Source organism: Stutzerimonas tianxiuensis (assembly GCF_053470365.1).
On sequence record NZ_JBPVWS010000008.1, the window covers coordinates 212774 to 233597 of the forward strand.

18 protein-coding genes and 1 tRNA gene are annotated in these 20824 nt (G+C 52.2%); 6 read left to right on the plus strand and 13 right to left on the minus strand.

What is annotated here, in order from left to right; translation table 11 throughout:
* Window positions 1-71: 71 nt before the first annotated feature.
* Window positions 72-767 carry a crotonase/enoyl-CoA hydratase family protein gene (locus ACSSNI_RS12590; RefSeq protein ID WP_200637962.1) on the minus strand — a complete coding sequence of 232 codons (696 nt, stop codon included), beginning with the start codon at window positions 765-767 and terminating at the stop codon, window positions 72-74.
* A 131-nt stretch (window positions 768-898) separates the two neighbouring features.
* Window positions 899-2203, minus strand: a complete 1305-nt coding sequence (locus ACSSNI_RS12595) for an HD-GYP domain-containing protein (RefSeq protein WP_200637960.1) — start codon at window positions 2201-2203, stop codon at window positions 899-901.
* Between the two features lie 225 nt (window positions 2204-2428).
* On the opposite strand from ACSSNI_RS12595, the gene ACSSNI_RS12600 reads away from it, so the two are divergent.
* The 3 genes from ACSSNI_RS12600 (at window position 2429) to ACSSNI_RS12610 (ending at window position 4843) form a co-directional block, all read left to right on the plus strand.
* A tRNA-Ser gene (locus tag ACSSNI_RS12600) sits at window positions 2429-2518 on the plus strand.
* Window positions 2519-3219: 701 nt separating this feature from the next.
* Window positions 3220-3588: a rhodanese-like domain-containing protein gene (locus ACSSNI_RS12605; RefSeq protein WP_234484459.1), complete on the plus strand. Its 369-nt coding sequence runs from the start codon at window positions 3220-3222 to the stop codon at window positions 3586-3588.
* Window positions 3589-3721: 133 nt separating this feature from the next.
* A complete protein-coding gene (locus ACSSNI_RS12610) occupies window positions 3722-4843 on the plus strand; it encodes a mechanosensitive ion channel family protein (RefSeq protein ID WP_200638195.1) in 1122 nt (373 codons plus the stop codon).
* 49 nt (window positions 4844-4892) lie between these two features.
* Here the strand turns inward: ACSSNI_RS12610 and acs are convergent, their stop codons facing one another.
* Complete coding sequence (gene acs / locus ACSSNI_RS12615; RefSeq protein WP_448259400.1) at window positions 4893-6851, minus strand: acetate--CoA ligase; 1959 nt, start codon at window positions 6849-6851, stop codon at window positions 4893-4895.
* Window positions 6852-7188: 337 nt separating this feature from the next.
* Between acs and ACSSNI_RS12620 the strand changes: the two genes are divergently transcribed.
* The 3 genes from ACSSNI_RS12620 (at window position 7189) to ACSSNI_RS12630 (ending at window position 9389) form a co-directional block, all read left to right on the plus strand.
* Window positions 7189-8391 (plus strand): CaiB/BaiF CoA transferase family protein, encoded by a 1203-nt coding sequence (locus ACSSNI_RS12620; RefSeq protein WP_448259402.1) that lies wholly within the window; start codon window positions 7189-7191, stop codon window positions 8389-8391.
* 261 nt (window positions 8392-8652) lie between these two features.
* Window positions 8653-9075 (plus strand): nucleotidyltransferase substrate binding protein, encoded by a 423-nt coding sequence (locus ACSSNI_RS12625; protein WP_448259404.1) that lies wholly within the window; start codon window positions 8653-8655, stop codon window positions 9073-9075.
* Window positions 9072-9389 (plus strand): nucleotidyltransferase domain-containing protein, encoded by a 318-nt coding sequence (locus tag ACSSNI_RS12630; protein ID WP_448259406.1) that lies wholly within the window; start codon window positions 9072-9074, stop codon window positions 9387-9389. Before ACSSNI_RS12625 ends, ACSSNI_RS12630 begins: the two co-directional genes overlap by 4 nt.
* A 249-nt stretch (window positions 9390-9638) precedes the next feature.
* Here ACSSNI_RS12630 and ACSSNI_RS12635 read toward each other — a convergent pair whose 3' ends face one another.
* The 10 genes from ACSSNI_RS12635 to ACSSNI_RS12680 all read right to left on the minus strand — a co-directional run bounded on the left by ACSSNI_RS12635 (window position 9639) and on the right by ACSSNI_RS12680 (window position 20822).
* Window positions 9639-11651 carry a polysaccharide biosynthesis protein gene (locus ACSSNI_RS12635; protein ID WP_448259407.1) on the minus strand — a complete coding sequence of 671 codons (2013 nt, stop codon included), beginning with the start codon at window positions 11649-11651 and terminating at the stop codon, window positions 9639-9641.
* A gap of 103 nt (window positions 11652-11754) precedes the next feature.
* The gene (locus ACSSNI_RS12640; RefSeq protein WP_448259408.1) at window positions 11755-12309 is read right to left on the minus strand and encodes a sugar transferase; all 555 of its coding nucleotides are present in this window, start codon (window positions 12307-12309) and stop codon (window positions 11755-11757) included.
* A 19-nt stretch (window positions 12310-12328) separates the two neighbouring features.
* Window positions 12329-13264: a UDP-glucose 4-epimerase family protein gene (locus ACSSNI_RS12645; protein WP_082082178.1), complete on the minus strand. Its 936-nt coding sequence runs from the start codon at window positions 13262-13264 to the stop codon at window positions 12329-12331.
* Window positions 13265-14179 (minus strand): glycosyltransferase, encoded by a 915-nt coding sequence (locus ACSSNI_RS12650; protein WP_082082179.1) that lies wholly within the window; start codon window positions 14177-14179, stop codon window positions 13265-13267. It lies immediately after the preceding gene.
* 109 nt (window positions 14180-14288) lie between these two features.
* Window positions 14289-15086, minus strand: coding sequence for a glycosyltransferase family 2 protein (locus ACSSNI_RS12655; protein WP_052724764.1), 798 nt, complete (start codon window positions 15084-15086; stop codon window positions 14289-14291).
* Window positions 15083-16201, minus strand: coding sequence for an EpsG family protein (locus ACSSNI_RS12660; RefSeq protein ID WP_448259411.1), 1119 nt, complete (start codon window positions 16199-16201; stop codon window positions 15083-15085). The genes ACSSNI_RS12655 and ACSSNI_RS12660 overlap by 4 nt, the downstream gene beginning before the upstream one ends.
* A complete protein-coding gene (locus ACSSNI_RS12665) occupies window positions 16185-17207 on the minus strand; it encodes a polysaccharide biosynthesis protein (protein ID WP_448259413.1) in 1023 nt (340 codons plus the stop codon). The genes ACSSNI_RS12660 and ACSSNI_RS12665 overlap by 17 nt, the downstream gene beginning before the upstream one ends.
* Window positions 17200-18090, minus strand: coding sequence for a dTDP-4-dehydrorhamnose reductase family protein (locus tag ACSSNI_RS12670; RefSeq protein ID WP_046163825.1), 891 nt, complete (start codon window positions 18088-18090; stop codon window positions 17200-17202). Before ACSSNI_RS12670 ends, ACSSNI_RS12665 begins: the two co-directional genes overlap by 8 nt.
* Window positions 18091-18113: 23 nt before the next feature.
* The gene (locus tag ACSSNI_RS12675; protein WP_448259414.1) at window positions 18114-19616 is read right to left on the minus strand and encodes a lipopolysaccharide biosynthesis protein; all 1503 of its coding nucleotides are present in this window, start codon (window positions 19614-19616) and stop codon (window positions 18114-18116) included.
* An 18-nt stretch (window positions 19617-19634) separates the two neighbouring features.
* Window positions 19635-20822 carry a glycosyltransferase family 2 protein gene (locus tag ACSSNI_RS12680; RefSeq protein ID WP_448259415.1) on the minus strand — a complete coding sequence of 396 codons (1188 nt, stop codon included), beginning with the start codon at window positions 20820-20822 and terminating at the stop codon, window positions 19635-19637.
* Window positions 20823-20824: the final 2 nt, after the last annotated feature.

The following is a 20824-nucleotide window of genomic DNA, read 5'->3' on the forward strand; positions in this document are numbered from 1 at the left end:
CATGGCGGGGCGTTGCATGCGCAGTTTAAACGCAGGCCCGCCAGCAATGGGCGGCCTGGCGAAAATTCTCTTCAGGACACGATCGAATGCTGCTGGTCGAGCTCAATGGCCCGCTCCAAGGTTTCGAGCAAGGCCTTGCGTGCCTTGAGCTTGGTGTTCTTGTGCGCAGTCATGTTGATCTTCTTCAACTGGGCCGCCGCCGCCTTGGCGGCATCCATTAGCTCACTGGCCGGCACTATCTTGTCAAGGAAACCCGCCTCGACTGCAGCTTGTGGATTGAAGATCTCACCATTGATCACCGATCGCTGAAAAGCAGGCTTGGTTAAACGGTCCCGAGCCAGTTCGATACCGGAGTGGTGCATGGTCATACCGATCTGCACTTCATTGAGCCCAATATTGAACGCGCCGTCGACACCAATGCGATAATCAGACGACAGCAGCAGAAAAGCACCTTTGGCAATCGCATGCCCGGGGCAAGCCGCAACAATGGGGAAAGGATGAGCCAGCATTCGCAGCGTAAACTTGGAGCCGATGGTCACCAATGCAATGGCGTTCTCCGGCCCAGAGGTCATGACCTTGAGGTCATAGCCACCGGAGAGAATGCCCGGCTGCCCAGTAAGGATCACCACGGCGCGGTCCTGCTCGGCGCGGTCGAAAGCCGCGTTGAGCGCGTCGAACATCGCCGGAGACAGCGCATTGACCTTGCCGTAATTCAGCGTCAGCGTGGCGATGCCGTCTTCGATTTCGTAGGAAACCAGATCACTCATGACGAATATTCCTTGTTAAAAGTCCACAGACGTTACCCAGCAGAACCCGAGAGGTAAAGCATCGTGACTGACCGACAAGTCATGGTTTGCGACCGGTGCCCGGCTGGCGTCGGAAGGAAAAGAGAAGAGGCCTAACCTTCGACCGTCTCCGGCTCGAGCTCGAGGACTGCAAGCAGTTCGGGATGCAGAATGGTCTGCAATTGCGGATCAGCAATGAACAGGCCATAGGACCCATCCGGAATCCCGCTACTGATCCTGTAGGGCGTTCCATCGGCGTCGACTGTAAGCTGGGACAAGTCCAGATAACGCGGCTCACAAGGCATCTTGTTAGCGCCGCGTAACACGACCACCTTGGGTCTGAGGTGCAAGTGGGCGTGTTTCTCCAGCACCAATCCCACCTCGCCAGTGTGCAGTTCCACCAACGTACCGACTGGGAACACGCCGAGCCAGCGAATGAATTCATGAACCAGTGCTTCGTCGAACTGCTGGCCGGCGCTGCTGCGCAACACGTCATAGGCCGCCTGGATCGGGCGCGCATTGTCATAAGCACGATGACTGGTAATCGCATCGAAGGCGTCAACGATGGTGATTACCCGGGTCGTGAACGGGATCTGGTAATGATCGAGCCCTTGCGGATACCCCTTTCCATCCAGCCGCTCATGATGGCCGTGCGCTGCCTGAATCGCAGCAGCAGGAATGTCTTCCTGAGTGCACAGGGCCTGAAAACCAAACGTTGGGTGCAGCTTGATGTGCTTGAACTCCTCCTCGGTCAGCTTGCCAGGCTTATTCAGAATCGCCGGATCAATCTTCATCTTGCCCACGTCATGCAACAGCCCGGCAATACCCAATAGCTCGATCTTATCGTCGGCTAACCCAAGGTGCGTTCCAAATCCCATTGCCAGGATGGAGACAGAAAGGCAGTGCAGGCTCGTGTAAAGATCCTGAGATTTCAGACGCGTCAACCACAGCATGGCGCTTTCATTACGAAGCATGCTTTCGAGGTTTCGCTTTACCAAAGCCTGACAGGCCTTGGTATCGATCGCCCGGCCCTGCTGAACATCCAGTAGCACCTGATCCAGAACCAGGGTGCTGCTCAGATAGGCTTCTCGCGCCTCCTGCACCTCAAGGGAGAGCGGGATGCGCGTCATCTTGCGCGTCACGCGCAGGGGCGTCGCCGAAGGTACGATCATTTGCCCATGATCGACCGGCACACGGCGAGTGTCGTCTACGAACACATAATCGCAGCGCTCGCGCACCGCTTGAATATGCTCAAGCTTAAGCAGGGGGAAGCCTTGAAAGAGAAAGTCTGTCTGCCGCCACGGTCGATCCAACTCGCAGATATACATCCCGAGCTCTAGATGACTGACGTGCAGACGACGTTTGGTGGCAATTTCCACCACCTCGGGCCGTTTACGCTTTGTTTTGAATAACTTCATCAAAGCCTTTCCTGGCTCTCAATATTCACTACGCTTGATTGCGCACAGGCACAGCAATTCTTTGAGCTTCGAACCCTAGAGCAACGATAGGTTCATTGCCACGCTCGCCTATCCGGATTCCCAACAACCCCTTAAGCGCATGAAAAAACTAAAAAACTTTTTGCCATCCGCAAGCTCTTCGGCTACATTAGCGCGCCTCGAAGGACAACGCGTCTTTTGAGACCCGGTGAGGTGTCCGAGCGGTTGAAGGAGCACGCCTGGAAAGTGTGTATACGAGAAATCGTATCGTGGGTTCGAATCCCACCCTCACCGCCAGATCAAACGACAAAGCCCCGTCTATCGGGGCTTTGTCGTTTCTGCAGCATGCAATTCCAAAAGGGTGTTGCTCGTTGCGCTCGTACGCTGAGGCGATGCACCGCCAAGGATTCAGGCATTAGGGCAGTGCTGCATCGCCCCGCTACCTTGTTGTTTCGATTCCACCCGAATTGCCGCCAGCGAAAATTTAGACGTTTCCAAACGATCCATCAGGCCATTGGATCCGGCAATGCGGCACTCAGAAATGCCAAGCGGCTAGTGACAAGCCATGAAGCAAAAGCTCCATCCCTAGCAAACACATTTCTTGGGGCCTTCACTGAAGATAAGACCAGCCGCACCCCGGTTCGAAACCAAAGCGCTCTAGCGGAAGGCTTACCCGGCGATAAAATCAGATCGCCAGCACGCCTACAAGCGGAGCGACATTTGGTAGAGCAGGCCTCGGTGCATCGCCCCTTACATTTGCGTGGCCCACATATTGCTTTCCTAACGCCGAAGCTTGAGTAAAAACCTCCAAGCTCGAGATCGGTCTGGAACAGCGCTGCTGATCCGCCAGAACAACCAGAATAATTAAAAGGCCGCCATCATGTTCAAACACAAAAAGGTCAGACAGGCTACGATGATCCTGTTCGCCACCGCCGTGATTCTGATCTTGCCGAACCTCACTCGGCTGATTAGTTGACACCGCCAGAATGAGGCCTCCGATGAAAGTCCTGTCCCACCTGCTTACTTTAATCATTGCAACGGTTGCGACCGCTGCCGCCAGTGCCGCTCAAGTCGATCAGTCAGCCGCGCTGGACGCGTTGCAGCGCCCTAGCAGCGTCTTGATCGACGTGCGCACCGAACAGGAGTTCGCAGAAGGCGCGTTGCCTGGCGCTACGCGTATCGAGACGGAAGATCTTGCGGAGCGCATCGCCGCTGTAGCTCCTGACAAGGACGCTCCCGTGGTGCTCTACTGCCGCAGCGGCCGCCGGGCCTCAGCCGCGCAGGATCTGCTACAGGAGCTGGGTTATACCCAGGTTTTCAATGCTGGCGGTTACCAGGAGCTGAAAGAACTCGCACCGCTTCGCTGATCGCACACGCCCTCACCACCGGCCTTCCTCGCTTCACCGACCTCTCTAGTGGGAACTAATGCGCTGCAGTGGCTACTGAAACAGGAGCCACTGCTTAAGCGCTTGGTCGCGCATGTCGGGAGGAAATGACTTGATAAATTGGGATGTGATGTTGGACGAAGAGCTTTGGATCAACATCGCCATAATTGCTGGCATCACGATTGCCAGCTATCTCATCCTGCAGACCGTCCTGCGGATCATCACCAACCGTCTTCGCAAGCTGGCGAAGGGCTCCAAGAGCGGCTTCGTTGGCATCGCCGCGGAGATGCTGAGCCGCACCAGCCACCTGTTGCTGATCGCCCTGTCACTGCTGATTGCGCTGAAGGCCGTTCAACTGCCGGAGCGATGGGAAGCGGCGATGTCGCACGGCTGGTTTATCGCGCTGGCGTTCCAGATAGCACTGTGGATGGACACCGCCGTCCGGCTCTGGATGGAGAGCCTGACTCACGACGGCAAGACGCGTAACCCGGTCACCACAACAATCATCGGGATCATGGTACGCATCGTTGTCTGGACGATGATGCTGCTGTCGATCCTCGCCAATCTCGGTGTAGATATCACAGCCATGGTGGCCAGCCTGGGGGTTGGCGGTATTGCCATCGCCCTGGCAGTGCAGACTCTGCTCAGCGATATCTTCGCTTCGCTTTCGATCGGAATCGACAAGCCGTTCGAGATCGGCGATTTCGTAGTGTTTGGTGAGGTGGCGGGCAATATCGAACATATCGGCCTGAAGACCACCCGCATTCGTAGCCTGAGCGGCGAGCAGGTGGTGTGCGCCAACGCAGATCTACTCAAGCAAATCCTGCACAACTACAAGCGCATGAACACGCGCCGAATCGTCTTCAAGTTTGGGATCACCTACAACACACCGTCCGACAAGGTGCGCGAAGTTTCGGCGCTGGTGAAGCGGATCGTTGATGGCGTGGAAAACGCCAATTTCGACCGAGCGCATTTCCTGGCCTTCGATGATAGCCAGCTGACTTTCGAAGTCGTGTACATCATGCAGGTCTCGGACTACAACGCCTACATGGACGCCCAGCAAGAGATCAACCTGCAGCTGCTCGACGGCATCCGCGAGATGGGCCTGCAGTTCGCCTTCCCGACCCGCAGTGTCGAGTTCGTCGGCGGAAAGTTTCCCGAGCTGACCGTAGCAGGTGTGCCGAAAGACAAACCAGCAGCCAACCATGAGACGCAAAACGCGATGACCAACGGGTGAGCTTAGGTTCGGGTGCCCCCCCGGCCCGATGGCCGGGAGTCACTGCCTATCAACTCATAGCGCGCATCTGGTTGTGCGTTTCAATCAACTGCGGCACCACGCCTGGATCAGCCAAGGTCGAGATATCACCCAACGCATCGTGCTCATCGGTCGCGATCTTGCGCAGGATGCGACGCATGATCTTGCCTGAACGCGTCTTGGGTAAGCCCGGCGCCCATTGGATGACATCAGGCACAGCAATTGGCCCGATTTCCTTGCGTACCCACTGCTGCAACTCCTGGCGCAACTGATCGGAGGGCTCCTCGCCCGCCACCAACGTCACGTACACGTAAATCCCCTGCCCCTTGAGCGGATGCGGCACGCCAACTACTGCCGCCTCGGCTACCTTGCGGTGCGCAACCATCGCGCTTTCGATTTCCGCGGTCCCCATGCGATGCCCGGAAACGTTCAGCACGTCATCCACCCGCCCCGTGATCCAGTAGTAGCCATCTTCATCGCGGCGCGCGCCGTCTCCGGTGAAATACATGCCGCGGAAGGTCTTGAAGTAGGTATCGACGAAGCGGTCGTGGTCTCGATAGATGCTGCGCATCTGCCCAGGCCATGAGTCGAGTATTACCAGATTGCCCTCGGTAGCCCCTTCGAGCAGGTTGCCGAGATTGTCCACCAGCCCGGGCACCACGCCGAAAAAAGGCCGCGTCGCCGACCCGGGTTTCAGTGCAGTAACGCCAGGCAAGGGGCTGATCAGGATGCCGCCCGTCTCGGTTTGCCACCAGGTGTCGACGACCGGGCAACGCGATTTGCCGACCGTCTCGTAATACCAGTGCCAGGCCTCCGGGTTGATCGGTTCGCCCACGGTGCCGAGCAAACGCAGACTCGAACCATCGGCACCTTCCATCGCCGCGGGCCCTTCGGCCATCATCGAACGAATCGCAGTCGGCGCGGTGTAGAGGATATTCACCTGATGCTTGTCGATGATCCTGGCGATCCGCGTGACATCTGGATAGTTGGGCACCCCCTCATAGATCAGGGTGGTAGCGCCATTGGCCAGCGGGCCGTAAATAATATAGCTGTGCCCTGTGATCCAACCGACGTCGGCGGTACACCAGTAGACCTCACCTGGCCGGTAATCGAACACCCGCTCGTGGGTCAGTGCCGCATATAGCAGATAACCGCCGGAAGTGTGCAGCACGCCCTTCGGCTTGCCGGTAGAGCCCGAGGTGTAAAGGATGAACAGCGGTTCTTCCGCCCCCATCTCCTTTGGGGCGCATACATCCCCAGCCACGCGCATCAGATCCTCGTACCAGATGTCGCGATGCGGGTGCCAGCGGATGTCGCCACCGGTGCGCCGCACCACGATGATTTTCTGCACGCAGCGCGTTTGCGGGTTGGTCAAGGCCTCGTCCACATTGGCCTTCAGCGGCACGTGTTTGCCGCCGCGCAGCCCTTCATCAGCCGTGATCACCACCTTGGAATTGCCATCGATGATCCGCCCGGCCAAGGCTTCCGGCGAGAAACCACCGAAGACCACCGAATGGATGGCTCCGATGCGCGCGCATGCCAGCATTGCAACCGCCACCTCTGGAACCATCGGCATGTAGATCGTGACCACGTCGCCCCGGTGCACATCCTGGCCACGTAGCGCGTTAGCGAACTTGCTGACTTCGTGATGCAGCTCGCGATAGGTGATTTCGCGGTGATCTGCCGGGTCGTCGCCTTCCCAGATAATCGCCACATCTTCGCCGCGGGTTTCCAAATGCCGGTCCAGACAATTGGCCGAGACGTTCAGCGTGCCATCGGCAAACCATTTGATGTCGACATGATGGTCATCGAAGGACGTCTGTTTGACTCGCGTAAACGGCTTGATCCAGTCGATCCGCTCGGCCTGCTCGCGCCAGAAGCCGTCAGGGTTGACCACCGACTGTTGATACATGGCTTTGTAGGTGGCCTCATCGGTCAGCGACTGAGCCGCCGCCTCTGGACTTACCGGATACAGGGACGCAGCACTCATGGCGAATACCTCATTCGTCGGTCTTGTTATCGTCTCGAATAACCCTGTCTCACAGGCGAACCCTACGAATCTCACCAAGCGCCTGGCAGACGTCACAATTATCCATGTGGGGCTACCGCGCCCCTGCAAGCCTTGAACCTGCAGAAACGCACTGCTGTAATAGAGCATAGACGCTTCAGTCGAAGCGCACGCAGCCGCTCCTCTCGGCTGGATGTCTGTGCGCTCAAACCCAACAAACGTAACGTCACAACCATCCCCCCCCAGAGATTCGCTCATTGCCTGCAAGATGATGCGCGGTCATCCTTCGAAGATTAATCGGCCTGGCATAGGTGTTGATATGCACGAACAGAGTGAGAACAGCTTGCCCCTGCATGGCCTCAAGGTCATTGAAATGGGACAGCTGATCGCCGGCCCCTTCGCCAGCAAGATGCTCGGCGAGTTTGGTGCCGAGGTGATCAAGATCGAGCCGCCGGGCGTTGGTGATCCGCTGCGTAAATGGCGCAAGCTCAAAGACGGCACCTCGCTCTGGTGGCACGTTCAGTCGCGCAACAAACAGTCCCTGACTCTGGATCTGAAAGCCGCCGAAGGCCAGGACATCGTCCGTCAGCTAGTCGCCGAAGCCGATGTAGTGGTGGAGAACTTTCGGCCCGGTACGCTCGAAGAATGGGGTCTGGGGTGGGATGAACTATCCAGGCTCAACCCACGCCTGATCATGCTGCGCATCTCCGGCTACGGCCAGACCGGCCCCTACCGCGACCTGCCCGGCTTTGGCGTGATTGGCGAGGCAATGGGTGGTTTGCGACACCTGTCCGGCTATCCGGGTCAACCTCCGGTACGGGTGGGCGTGAGTATCGGTGACTCGTTGTCATCGCTGTATGGGGTAATCGGTGTGCTACTGGCGTTGCAAGAGCGTAACCGCAGCGGCAAGGGACAGGAAATTGACGTAGCGCTCTACGAATCGGTCTTCGGCATGATGGAAAGCCTGGTGCCGGAATACGATGCCTGTGGCTACATCCGCGAGCCCGCCGGCAGCGCCCTGCCCGGCATCACGCCCTCCAACTCCTACCCGTGCAACGACGGCGCCTATGTGCTGATCGCCGGTAACGGCGACAGCATCTACAAGCGTTTGATGAACCTATTTGGCCGTCAGGATCTGGCCGACGATCCGCGCTTCGCCCATAACGACGGCCGCGCTCAGCAGGCCGAGCTCATCGACGCGGCCATCGGCGAATGGACGATAAAACACAGCCGCGACGAAGTGATCGAGGCGTTGAAAACGGCACGCGTTCCGGCCGGCTACCCTTTCACCGCCGCCGACATTGTCCAGGACCCGCACTACCTTGCGCGGCAAATGATCGAGACAGTCCAGACCTTCGCCGGTCCGCTGAAGGTCCCGGGCATACTCCCCAAACTCAGCCGCACACCCGGCCGCATCGGCACAGGCGGACCGCAACTGGGCGAACACACTGAAGACGTATTGGCTGGACTTGGCCTGACTAATGAACAGGTCCGAGGGCTGCGCGAACGAGGCATCATCTAAACCGTCCCGTAGGGTGGATGACGCTTTTCTGATCCACCGTGACAGCCTCAACAATGCGATGGCCAACGCACCAACCACCAGCCCTGGTAGCGGTGTATAGGTGGGGCTTCATCCACCCCACCGGTCTGCGGGCAGTTCGTAGGGTGGGCTTCAGCCCACCGCCTCATGTCTGTTATTGCGCAACCGAAGTGGATGGCCCTCTCTTTAGGCCCTGTCGGTAATGACGTTTTAGCAAGGCACAAACGAAACTTGGGCCTACGAATGAACAACATCGATGTACGCTGGCAACAACGCCTGCATAACTACAGTAGTACTCTGCTACAGCTCAATGAAGCAATGGAGCTCATGCAGCAACGTGAGTTATCGAAACTGGAAAAGCAGGGCGTTATCCAAGGCTTCGAATATTGCTATGAGCTTGGCTGGAATACGCTCAAAGACTTCCTCGTCTGGCAAGGTATCGATGGGATTGTAGGCTCTCGCGACACCATTCGTGAGGCATTCAGCAAGGGTCTAATCAGCGACGGCCACGCCTGGATGCAAATGCTCACAGACCGCAACCGCACCTCGCATGCATACAACGAGGAAACCGCCGAAGCAATCTTGAGCAATATCCGATTGAATCACCACCTGCTGCTCAAAGAACTCGAGCAAACCATGCACAGCCGCGCCGAGCCAACCCCATGATGGTGGAGAACACGGGGCTGTCCCGAGAGGATGTTTACTCGATCCAGCAAACGCTTCGACTGTTCCCCAGAATTAGCGAAGCGATCCTCTACGGGTCCCGCGCTAAAGAAAACTACCGCCCCGGATCAGATATCGATCTGACCCTAAAGGGCAACGAACTCTCTCACCAAGACCTACTGGATATCGAGCTGGCACTGGATGACTTGCTCCTGCCTTACAAGATTGATCTTTCCCTGCATCATCAGCTCGACAACCCGCAGCTCATCGACCACATCGACCGAGTCGGGAAATCGTTATACAAGGCAACGAACTAGCGCATTAACTTGCCCGCTGTTCAATAAAGGCTGCGGAATGCGGAAGCTTCTTGTAGGCAGCACGCCCTCGGGGCGAAGCTTTCGAACTCCGACAGTCCATCGCCCCCATTCGCCGCGAGTCACGCCTCCTACAGACGCAACTCAAACCCAAGCGCCTTTCGTGGGAGGCCCGCCCCGCGGCGAAGCTTCTGCTTCCCACATTCTTAAAAAAACATCACCAAGCCGAGCTCCCACCAACCGAAACTGTCACTACTCAGTCGGCCCTGCCCTGCGCTGCTGATAAATCAAATCGACGATCTCACCCTCTGGCACGTACCCGCTCACCACTTCCCGCAGCAGGACCCGCACCTGGGGGTAATCGTCCTGCTCCACAGCCTTGAGCAGCTTCGTCAGCACGCCCCGCAGCACGTCCCAAGTGAAGTACTCCTCATCGGCCCGCATGATCATTGGATGCTCTGTGGGGCTGACGTTGTCGCCAATCAACAGTTCTTCATAGAGCTTCTCGCCCGGGCGCAACCCGGTGAACTCCACGGCGATATCTCCATGCGGGGATTTTTCCGAGCGCACGCTCAGGCCAGACAGGTGAATCAGCTTCTCGGCCAGTTCGGCAATGCGCACCGGCTGCCCCATGTCCAACACGAACACATCGCCGCCCTGCCCCATGGAGCCCGCCTGGATCACCAGCTGCGCCGCCTCGGGAATGGTCATGAAATAACGGGTGATCTTCGGATGGGTCACCGTCACCGGCCCACCGCTGCGAATCTGCTGATAGAACCGAGGGATCACCGACCCCGACGAGCCCAGCACGTTACCGAAGCGAACCATGGTGAAGCGCGTCTTGTTGACGTGATGCACCGCCCCGTCCGCATCGAACAGCACGGGCGCCGTCTCACGGCTCAGTGCCTGCAGGATCATCTCCGCGACCCGCTTGGTACTGCCCATTACATTGGTGGGCCGGACGGCCTTGTCGGTGGAGATCAGCACGAAGTTCGCCACACCCGCCTGAACCGCCGCCTGGGCCGTGTTCATGGTGCCCTGCACATTATTCAGCACACCTTCGGCAACATTGTGCTCCACCATGGGCACATGCTTGTAGGCCGCCGCATGGTAGATCGTCTCCACCTGCCAGGTGCGCATCACATCCAACAGACGATCCGGATTGCGAATCGACCCCAGGATAGGCACAAGCTTGATCGGCAACGACGCTCGCTCGATTACCCGCTCCAGCTCAATATGGATGCTGTAGAGATTGAACTCACTGTGCTCGAACAGCAGCAGCACCTTGGGCTTGTTCAACAAAATCTGCCGGCACAGCTCCGAGCCAATGGAGCCGCCCGCACCCGTAACCATGACCACCTTGCCACGTATACACCGCTCGAACAGCGCCTGTTGCGGCGGTACCGCATCGCGGCCCAGCAGGTCGGCGATATCAACCTCCTGGATATCCTCGACCTTCACCCGCCCACTGGCCAGGTCCATGAAACCTGGCACACTGCGTACATGCAGCGGGTAGTGCTCCAATGCTTCCAGCACCTCGCGCCGGCGCGCACGCGAGGCGGAGGGAATGGCTAGCAGGATCTCATTACAACCTGTCTCATCGATCATCTGTTGGATATGCTTGGGTGAATACACCCGCAACCCGGCAATGCTTCGGTTGTAGAGGTTTGGATCATCGTCGATAATCGCTACCGGGTGCATACCCCGCCCCAAGCGCAACGCTGCGACCAACTGATTACCCGCCGCACCCGCGCCATATACCGCGACCCTCGGCAACCCCGCATCGCGGCCCCTGAACTTGGTCAGAGATTCTGGGGAAAACCAGTCGCCCATGAAGTATTGCCGCATGACCAGCCGTAACCCGCCAATCAATACGAGGCTCAGCCACCAGTAGTTGAACACCATCGAGCGCGGAATCAGCTTGGGTGCATCGGTACGCCAATACACAGCCAGGGAAAGCAGCAGCGCCGAGAGCGTCACAGCCTTGGCAATCGCCATCAGTGCGTCATTACCGAAATAGCGCATTACGGCGCGGTACATGCCGAATCGGATGAAGAACGGAATGGCAATCAGAGGCGCGATACCAAACAGCCACGCGTGACCGCCAAGCGGGTCGACAAAAGCGAAGTCTCCAAGGCGAACAAAAAACGCAAGCCATAGCGCGGCCCAGACCAACGCCACGTCTGTGGATACTTGAATCAATCGCTTCTGGCGCCTGGGCAATCGCACCAGCCGCTCACGAAGTTTTTCAGCCAGTCTCAACACAAAGCTACCCTTCCCATAGCCGTAACACCGGCCGCTTCGGTTACTCAGCCCATTTATTCATCATTTATCTGCAGTGACGTACACAGATTAGCAAGAGCCGAGGTTAGCGCTTCACGACCCGGTCCCCAGCGCCCTTGCCTGCGACGGTCATAAAGATGTACTTGAAGTAATCGACCAGCGTCAGGCTGCGTATCATCTTCTGATCCGTCTCGGCCAGCAGTGCCGGCGTGGACATGTCGATTTCGCTCACCTGCGCCAGCCCTGTAATCCCTGGCCGCACATCAAACACGCCACGCGTGGCACGCTCCGCAGTCAGTTCTTCCTGATTGAACAGCCCTGGCCGTGGCCCTACCAGGCTCATATCGCCCTTCAGCACGTTCCACAACTGCGGCAGCTCGTCCAGCTTAGTCTTGCGCAGGAAATGGCCGAAGCGGGTAATGGACGCGCTACTGGCCAGATGTGTGGCAACCGATGCGGTATCCACGCGCATCGTGCGGAACTTGACCAGCGTAAACGGCTGCTGATGGCGACCAACGCGCACTTGCCGAAAGATTGGCGAGCCCGTATCGAACAGACCGATGACCGTCAGCGCAAGCAACACCGGGAAGCCAACCACCAAGCCCACTAGCGAAAAAACAAAGTCGAAAAGTCGAATCACGGGTGCACCCGGTAATAAATCAATTAGAACGCTCGAAGCAGCGTCGGAGCCCTTCCTGCACGGTATAAGGCGGCTTCCAGTCCAACAGCTCGCAGGTCTTGCTGATATCAACCTGCAAAGAACCAAGCAGCCGTTGGGCCATCGCTTTCTTGCCAAGCAGAGTAGCGCCGAGCTGTAGCACGCCAGCCGGTACAGGAATCAGCCGTGCGGGCTTGCCCATCGCTTCGCCCACTGCACGCAAAAGCTCAGTGGTGGAAAGATCCTCCCCATCGCCAGCAAGCAATACCTTATTGGCTGCGGCGGGATGATCAATGCAGCGAACAATTAGATCAACCAGGTTGTCAATTCCCACTAAGGAGCGCTTGTTGTAGACCGAACCAAGCGGAAGAGGAACACCTTTTTCAACCCAGCGCACCAGACTACCAAAATTGCCCGGTGCATCATGGCCATAGACCAAAGGAGGGCGAATAATCACGACTTCCATCCCCGTCTCTTCCTGAATCTGCCAGAGTCCTTGCTCGGCATCCCACTTAGATTGAGCATAGGGCTCCGCAGGGCTAGGCTGATCGAACACTGAAAATGGCCGAGTATTGGTACTACCGTTGACTCCAATCGAACTAATAAAGATGAAGCGATTAATCTTGTTTGTAGATGCCTGCTTTGCTAATTCAAGCGTAACGTCGACATTTACATCACGAAATTCAGCGTGTGACTCAGCAGAATACGTAACGTGAGCGCGTGCAGCTGCGTGAATAACGGTATTTACTCCAGCCAGCACATCAGTCCAGTCAACGGTACTGGTGAACGCACCTATAGCGTGCACACGGCTGCAACCGGCAATGCGGCAAGGGCTACGCACCGCAGCTACGACGTGATATCGACTCGAATTTCCTAGCTGACGCACCAATCCCCGACCTAAGAAACCGGTTGCTCCAGTAAGCAAAACGGTGTGCATCTACATGAACCCAAAAAACGCTAAAAAACCAAATGCCAAACGGTCGCGAGCGGATCGTCTAAACTCATTAAAGTTGAAAATTAAAAAGCGTTTTGGAAAAGCACCTTCATCCAAAAAGCTAGCCGGCAGACCGGGCACATCACGCCCCACTAGATTAGATATTTTCATAAATTCGCTCCGATACCATCCCGAAGACAGCAAAGCCAAACGGCTTCTGATACCCGAAATTCCGTTATTTGCGCCTATCTGATTCCCACCGTGCTGGCGATACAAGATATAGGACCGCTTATCAATATGCCACTTTTTACCAGCAGACCGAAACCACGCATAAGTCAGCCAATCATGCAGACCGACTTCATTGGTCTTTTGCCAGTTGTGAAGTAAAAAATTCTTGAACTCTAAGGCTTCAGCCACTCTAAGTACATAGCTACATCCAGGGCCACCTGCTTCGAATAAAAAATCGTACTTGCGCTGACGTTGCGACTTTACGAGCAGGACTTTCCGCCCGTCCGGCCAATAGGCAGTAGCATTACTTGAATAAGCTGCACAGCCACGCGAAATAATAGTTTCATGTGCCGCACGATACTTATCTTCAAGGTAAATATCATCTTGGTCAGCGTATGATACATAGTCAAAATTGCTAAAATCTACATCCTTAATTAGGCGGAAAAAATTTTTTGCGGCACCACCGTATCGCTCACCGGTATCCGGAAGCACTATAACTCTTGAATCTCTTTGAGATAATTCTTGACACCAGGCTAAAGTACCATCTGATGATAAATCAACGCTTATGTATACAACAACATCAACTGCGCGCTGACAAAGAATAGATGCGATCTGTTCTTCAATCCAACGCATACCATTGTAGGCAGCGAGAAGGACAGCAACATGGGGCTTGTAATTAACAAGTGACATATACACTCCAATCAAGCCAGGAAAAAGACAATCTTAGATACGCAGCCAGTTATCTAACTGTAGATTACGCTGATAGTTATTTCTAGACACCGAACAAATTAATGCGTAACTAACTTACTGACATTAGTCGCCTAATTTTCAGTAGAAAAACACGAACTGGATATTTAAAAAACTCCACGAATCGAGCGAACATATAAATATATAAGGCCATCTTATCTTCAGCATACAAGCTCTTAAGCACAGCAACGTAATCTTTATGCATCAACTCAACAGCGCCAGATAACCCCGAGGCGCCTATTGGATGTTTGAACCCACCTGCTAACAATAGGTCAATAGAAGCAACTCGGGTGCGATGGAAGTTTTCGTACCAACACTTATAATCTTCCATTCTACGGAACCGCTGATCGAAACTAAAGAACCCGGCTCGAAGAACCATGACAGTAGGAGTGAAAATAGGATTCCCAAGCACGAACCGACGTCTTTTTAAGACTTTGTAAGCAACCGCACCAATAGCCGGAAACGCGCGATCATTCAAGTTTGCAATATATCCATGAGCAGATAATGAAAAATCATTATCCAACATAAAATAATATTGAATCTTTATTTTATCCGGATGCCAAACATCATCTGAATCTAGAAATGCAATATAGTCACCGATGGCCAGCGAAACCCCCAGGTTCCTAGCATAAGAAGCGCCCTTGTTCTGATCCGACAAAATCAAACGAATGCTTAATTTATCAGAATACATATCGACCAAGTTTTTTAAGTCAGCGGTACATCTGCTACCGTCGTCTACAATTATAAGCTCCTGAACAGCTAACGACTGCGATACGACAGAATCAATGCTTCGGCAGATTGTGGCCTCCGAGTTAAAATGTGGCATGACGACCGAAACACTAGCCTTCACTTTACCTCCCAGAAAAAGTGATAGGGCAAGAATGGTGATTCACCTTCCCCCTGCCCATTAACCATATTTCTCATCGATGCGGCGAAACCGACCACTCCGATAAGCATAAGACTTAACATAAAAAAAGGCCGCCGCCGAGCGTGCATTACATCCAGAGCAGGAACACCACAACACATGACGAAAAGAATCAAGAACTGAAGTCGCAAGCCAGCATAACTATACTTCGCCAACACGAAGGAAGAGAGTTCGGAAACAAGCAGGAACGTCAAATAAATATAGCTTTTGGGAGAAAAAAAAAGCGAAGCCATAAATATCAAAATTGAAATCATTAACGGAGCAAGACCTGACAACCCGTCCGGAGACTCAAGTGACTCATATGCAGCCATCTTCAAGAGAATCTGATCAGAAGAAACAGCAGCTCCAATAAGCGCAAGAGCACCAAAAGCCACTAAAGCATTACGACTAATCTTCCTAATAGCCAGAAGAACGAAAACCAGCAATGAAGAAACGTGAAAAGAAAACGCAAGCACAAAAAACAAGGCAGCTAAGGGAAGTTTTTTTTCGTCGAGATAGTCGGCAGCCAGCTTAGCGAAGCAAAACGCCATACCGTATCGAAGGCCGTTCATACTCATATCATAAAAAAAAACCGGAAAAACCAAAAAGGTGAAAACTATCGCATCGTCCCGCCGCCTAGAAAATGAAAACAAAGCGAGCACACACACAAGTCCTGAAATAAAAAGCGCAACCGTACGAGGCGAAAGGCCTAAATACAAAAAAACTTTAAAAATATAAAAACCGAATTCAACTCCATACCCCGACAGATTGCCGGAAACATTTTGCATAGAGTCCAAAATTTGAATATAGCTTGCTGTATCTGTGCCCACATCCCCCCTAATTACTACAAGGACAACGGCAGGAACGGAACATAGCAACAGCAAGTCTCTAACTTTCACCTTCAATAAAAGCCCTGACCAGAACGTCCCAACCAAGAAAAGATAAGGAATAATATAGAACGCCAATTTCTCACCATCTAGGATGCTGTGGTTTGGTTGGCTGGATGGGCATCCTTCCAACCAAAACCGTTGGGATTTAGAAAGGTCAAGTGCGCCAGCCAACTAGCTCATTTTGCACATATTCCAACTTGAGAAGAAGTTTCTTGACTTCGACCACATCAAGTTGATTTGTGTTATGAGATGTATAATCACTGAGACTCGAAACGCTTGGCTCCCCACTCATAGAGTATTTTTCGTAATTAAGATCTCGATTATCAGCAGGTATACGATAATAACGGCCCATATCCTCAGCCTTAGCCATTTCTTCTCGGGAAATCAAGGATTCATATAATTTTTCCCCGTGCCTCGTACCGATAATCTTTATTTCATTACTAACCAAAAAAATTTCCTGAAGGGCCTGAGCTAAATCGCCAACGGTTGATGCCGGAGCCTTTTGAACGAATATATCCCCCTGCTCAGCGTGCTCAAATGCGTGCAGAACCAGATCCACAGATTCTTCAAGCGACATCAAAAAACGGGTCATGAGCGGATCTGTGACTGTTAAAGCCCCTTTGGCTTTTATTTGATTAACAAATAACGGGATAACCGACCCTCTAGATGCCATTACATTGCCGTAGCGGGTAGCACATATAACCGTATCAGCATTTTCCGGAATCATACGTGACTTCGCTATCAATACTTTTTCAGCCAGCGCCTTAGATATTCCCATTGCATTGATAGGGTAAACGGCTTTATCAGTACTTAGGACCACTACACGTTTTACATTGTTATTGATAGCTGCATTCAGTACATTTTCCGTACCTATAACATTTGTTTTTACAGCCTCCATAGGAAAAAATTCACATGAAGGGACCTGCTTGAGGGCGGCAGCATGAAAGATATAGTCTACGCCTATAGTAGCCTGCGACAGGCATTGGTAATCACGAACATCACCAATATAGAATTTGACCTTATCATTAGATAAAGCCAGACGCATATCTTCTTGTTTTTTTTCATCTCGGCTGAAGACACGAATTTCTCTAACATCAGTACTTAAGAAACGGTTAAGAACAGTATTGCCGAAAGACCCCGTACCTCCAGTAATCATTAACACTTTGTTATTAAACATTTTTTGACACCTTAGTATCTGACATTTTACAGAAATCTAAATACATCGAATGGATGAGTTGCTTCCAACTTAAGGGATTATAACCAGTCAGCAGCCTAAAGCGGGATGAATCTAACGACCTATCTATACAAAGCTCGGTATCCGCTACGATTTCAATATCCTTGCCGTACACTTCAGAAATTAGCTTTAGAAGCGAATATTTATCTATCGGATCAGCGGATACATGGTAAAGCCCGGATAGCTCTGGCTTATCGATCACAAAGTCACTGATAATTCGCGCCAACTCGATAGTCGGAACACCTGAAAATATCGCGTTTTTATACCCTTTAACCTCGCCAGACTGAGACAGAAACCATTCGACTAATGAGTTCCCACTCCTTAGCTCATGTCCTATTATAGATGTTCTAAGTGTCACACTGTGGTCAAATTCTCGTAATTCACCGATGAACTTGGATTTCCCGTAAAGATCTTCGGCATCAGAAACATCCGTTTCTTGATAGGCACCTTTCTTGCCAGAGAAAACACAGTCCGTACTTATATGTATTAGCCTTGACCGAGCTAACATACAAACTTTCTCTAGCCTGTGGGGAAATATAGAATTTATAGGTAACACATGTACCGGATCATTAGCTTTCTGGACCTGCTTGATCAGGCCGACGCAATTGATAACAACATCGGGCTGGACTTTATTGATGCAGCCAATAAGCTCATCTGAGCGAAGAACATCAACGGATTCAAAAATCTTACCATTTTTAAATGGTGTTAAGTATTTGCCACCTTCACTTCTCATTGTGCCAAATATGGTATGGATAGTATTAGAGCACAAGTAACGATACACCGCGCTACCTAGCATGCCGCTCACACCCAGTATCAATATTTTCATTTGCCACCTTTTATTTTACTTAATCAAGAAAACTTTAGCAGTTCTTTTCTAAAGAATCCAAAGCCTAACATTACCAATACCAACGATACCGCGAATACAAAAACAGTCGCAGCAAAATCACCTTGAATGCCGATGAAATACTTCACCAAAACAAAACATCCTACCGCCACAGGAACTACAGAACCCAAAACTTTAAAAAGGGCACAGTACGAGCTAGCTAGATACCTGAACCGCTTAAACATAAAATAATTGATGCCAATTAACGACGAGATATTGTAAAACAGCCAAGCATAGGCGGCACCTAGCGCACCATATCTTTCTACCAAAACCGGCAGTAGAGCTATAAAGATTGGAACCAGGAACAAGTTCATGCGCAGTGCAAGCGCACTCCAACGACTAGCTAGCTGTAACGCAAACGGTACCATCAATAAGGACTGTATCGAGACCCCCAAGATTAACACCGGCAATACGTTATAAATGTCGTTCGCCAAGTCACGACTGAACATTAACCTTAAGGGGTGAATAGAAAAAAGCCAAACTGACACACATAGGACCGACATTATTATTGCAACACCACATAGCGCCGCCCTGTATAAGTCATCTACTTTTTGATAGCACCCTATATCAAGCTGCACGGTAAATCTCGGAAACAAAACTGAATACAGTGACGAAGATATGACATATGGGAAATTCGCCATCGTCGCTGCCAAAGTGTAAGCCGCGAATTCTGTAAGGGGCACAGAGCCGGACAAGTAAAATTTGTCAAATTGAACGACGATCATAGATGTCAGCGACAGCAATAAGATATCTCTACTGTAACTGGAACCATCTACAAAAAAGCGAAAACTAGGTTTTGCTTGAAGGAAAACTCGCCATTGCTCCCGGCCATAGATCAATGCTAGCAAACCAATTAAGTAAGCGAATTGACATAAAACCTGAAGCTTGAAATAAGCTAACGGACCTGCAGAATTTTCAACAGCCCAAAAGAACACCACCATACCGAGAGTGCGAGATAACGAAAACACTATATAAAGGACATTCAGAGGCACCTGCATTTCACGCCCTATCAATACAGCCTGGGCGGCAATAACGATGAAATTTGCTCCTATGAATATACCCATCCACCTCACTGAAGCAACAACCTCCGAAACAGGAACGTTATCTACTTCAAGCCATTTAGTAGCCAAGAACGACGAACTGAAGTGAACGCCGATCACACATATCAAACCTAAAATCAAGAAGGCTACAAGGTACGAGTTTGTGATTTGAAAACCGTACAACACGTAACGTGCTGATAGCGCAGCTTTGGAATTTACCTTAGCGATTAAGTTTATGACATTGCTCGTCAACCCTCCTTCGAGAACCATCATAACCATCAGGAGCGTGTTAAAGAATCCAACTAGCCCAACGCCTTCTACTCCAATATATTTTTCCAAAAGCGGCAGCGCAGCAAGACTAGAGATTGCATAAACAATGCGCCCCGAAAAGTTGGCCAATAACAACTTTCTAAGGCTATTTCGTCGCATTATAAATTCCCAGCACGACTATCCTCCGATTCTTTTTGCTTCGACAGAAAGATAATCGTCAAGCTCTTTTCGTGCAAGTTGAACATCTTCAACAACCGCCAGAACTCTTTTGCCGTTACGCGGAGATGGGTCTTTAAATCGTAGAGCAAGCGCGCGAGTACGCTCCAATATAAATTGGAAGCACTCTTTAATAAAATTGTTCACCTGTGCCTTGGGGTGTTCAGACTTCCTAGCTCTTTTCCAGGAGGAGGTAGTTAGACGCCAATATGCGGGGTGCCTAAAGAGGCACAGCACATACAATCTTGCCAGATTAAACTCTTCAAGCAGCGCGTCATTTTGTGTATTTAATAGCGTATCCCATGCTGCTTGAGCCCATACCGTTTCGACACTAAAGAATTTAGGGATGACGTCAGGCCACACAAGATTACGAAATGGCTTTATATGAGCATCCTCATTCAGATTCCCCTTATGCTGGCCACTTGCACTGCGTCCACTATTGCTGCCGCCTGCGCCGCCCGGCATCGTAAATGGGTAGTCAACAACGTGATAAGTGCCGCCTTTAAGAGATAACAACAGTGCGGCGGAAACATCCGGGCTCGTGCCAAAAAACACTTTGCCGTAGCTCCTCTGCAACTCATTTAATGTCTGCCTCAAGACTAGCCCATGGTATAGTCTGGGCAAAAATTCGGTACCTTGGCACGCTAATAAAAGAGCTCTATGCAGATGGTTAGCTACACTGAAGCTTTGTATACGCGCATCAAAGGGCTCGACATAGATACGACCAGCATGTGCGTCTCCATAAAATCGTGAGCGAAAGTCTGGCCAATAGTACGAGGCTTTAATTATTGGCGATAGTACCGTCAACCCTTTCGATTCAGCATAAATGGCAGCATCGATGATCTTACTTGATACAGTGTCGTCATCACCAATTAAACAGACATATAAACCATCAGCTAAATCCAGAGCCCGCTCATGATTATCCGTCATTGAAAGCCGTTCTTTCCAGTGAACATATTTCAACCGCGGATCAGTTTGCTTTTCAGCCCACTCCCTTAACAAACCCTCATCATCGCTTGTATCGTGCACTGCGATCTGTAGCTGTTCCGAAGCGATCTCAAGGACGCTCTTTATGCATGAAATCGCGTATTTAGAACGGTTATGGGTAGGTACAACAACCGTCACCAGGAATTCATTAGTGTTAATCATAG

Bases quoted from the DNA above. Each gene is read 5' to 3' on its own strand.
- ACSSNI_RS12605 (WP_234484459.1), top strand. From the start codon at position 3,220: ATGAAAGTCCTGTCCCACCTGCTTACTTTAATCATTGCAACGGTTGCG.
- ACSSNI_RS12665 (WP_448259413.1), bottom strand. From the start codon at position 17,207: ATGTTTAATAACAAAGTGTTAATGATTACTGGAGGTACGGGGTCTTTC.
- ACSSNI_RS12590 (WP_200637962.1), bottom strand. From the start codon at position 767: ATGAGTGATCTGGTTTCCTACGAAATCGAAGACGGCATCGCCACGCTG.
- ACSSNI_RS12680 (WP_448259415.1), bottom strand. From the start codon at position 20,822: ATGATTAACACTAATGAATTCCTGGTGACGGTTGTTGTACCTACCCAT.
- ACSSNI_RS12595 (WP_200637960.1), bottom strand. From the start codon at position 2,203: ATGAAGTTATTCAAAACAAAGCGTAAACGGCCCGAGGTGGTGGAAATT.
- ACSSNI_RS12630 (WP_448259406.1), top strand. From the start codon at position 9,072: ATGATGGTGGAGAACACGGGGCTGTCCCGAGAGGATGTTTACTCGATC.
- ACSSNI_RS12670 (WP_046163825.1), bottom strand. From the start codon at position 18,090: ATGAAAATATTGATACTGGGTGTGAGCGGCATGCTAGGTAGCGCGGTG.
- ACSSNI_RS12675 (WP_448259414.1), bottom strand. From the start codon at position 19,616: ATGCGACGAAATAGCCTTAGAAAGTTGTTATTGGCCAACTTTTCGGGG.
- ACSSNI_RS12625 (WP_448259404.1), top strand. From the start codon at position 8,653: ATGAACAACATCGATGTACGCTGGCAACAACGCCTGCATAACTACAGT.
- ACSSNI_RS12650 (WP_082082179.1), bottom strand. From the start codon at position 14,179: ATGTCACTTGTTAATTACAAGCCCCATGTTGCTGTCCTTCTCGCTGCC.
- acs (WP_448259400.1), bottom strand. From the start codon at position 6,851: ATGAGTGCTGCGTCCCTGTATCCGGTAAGTCCAGAGGCGGCGGCTCAG.
- ACSSNI_RS12645 (WP_082082178.1), bottom strand. From the start codon at position 13,264: ATGCACACCGTTTTGCTTACTGGAGCAACCGGTTTCTTAGGTCGGGGA.
- ACSSNI_RS12620 (WP_448259402.1), top strand. From the start codon at position 7,189: ATGCACGAACAGAGTGAGAACAGCTTGCCCCTGCATGGCCTCAAGGTC.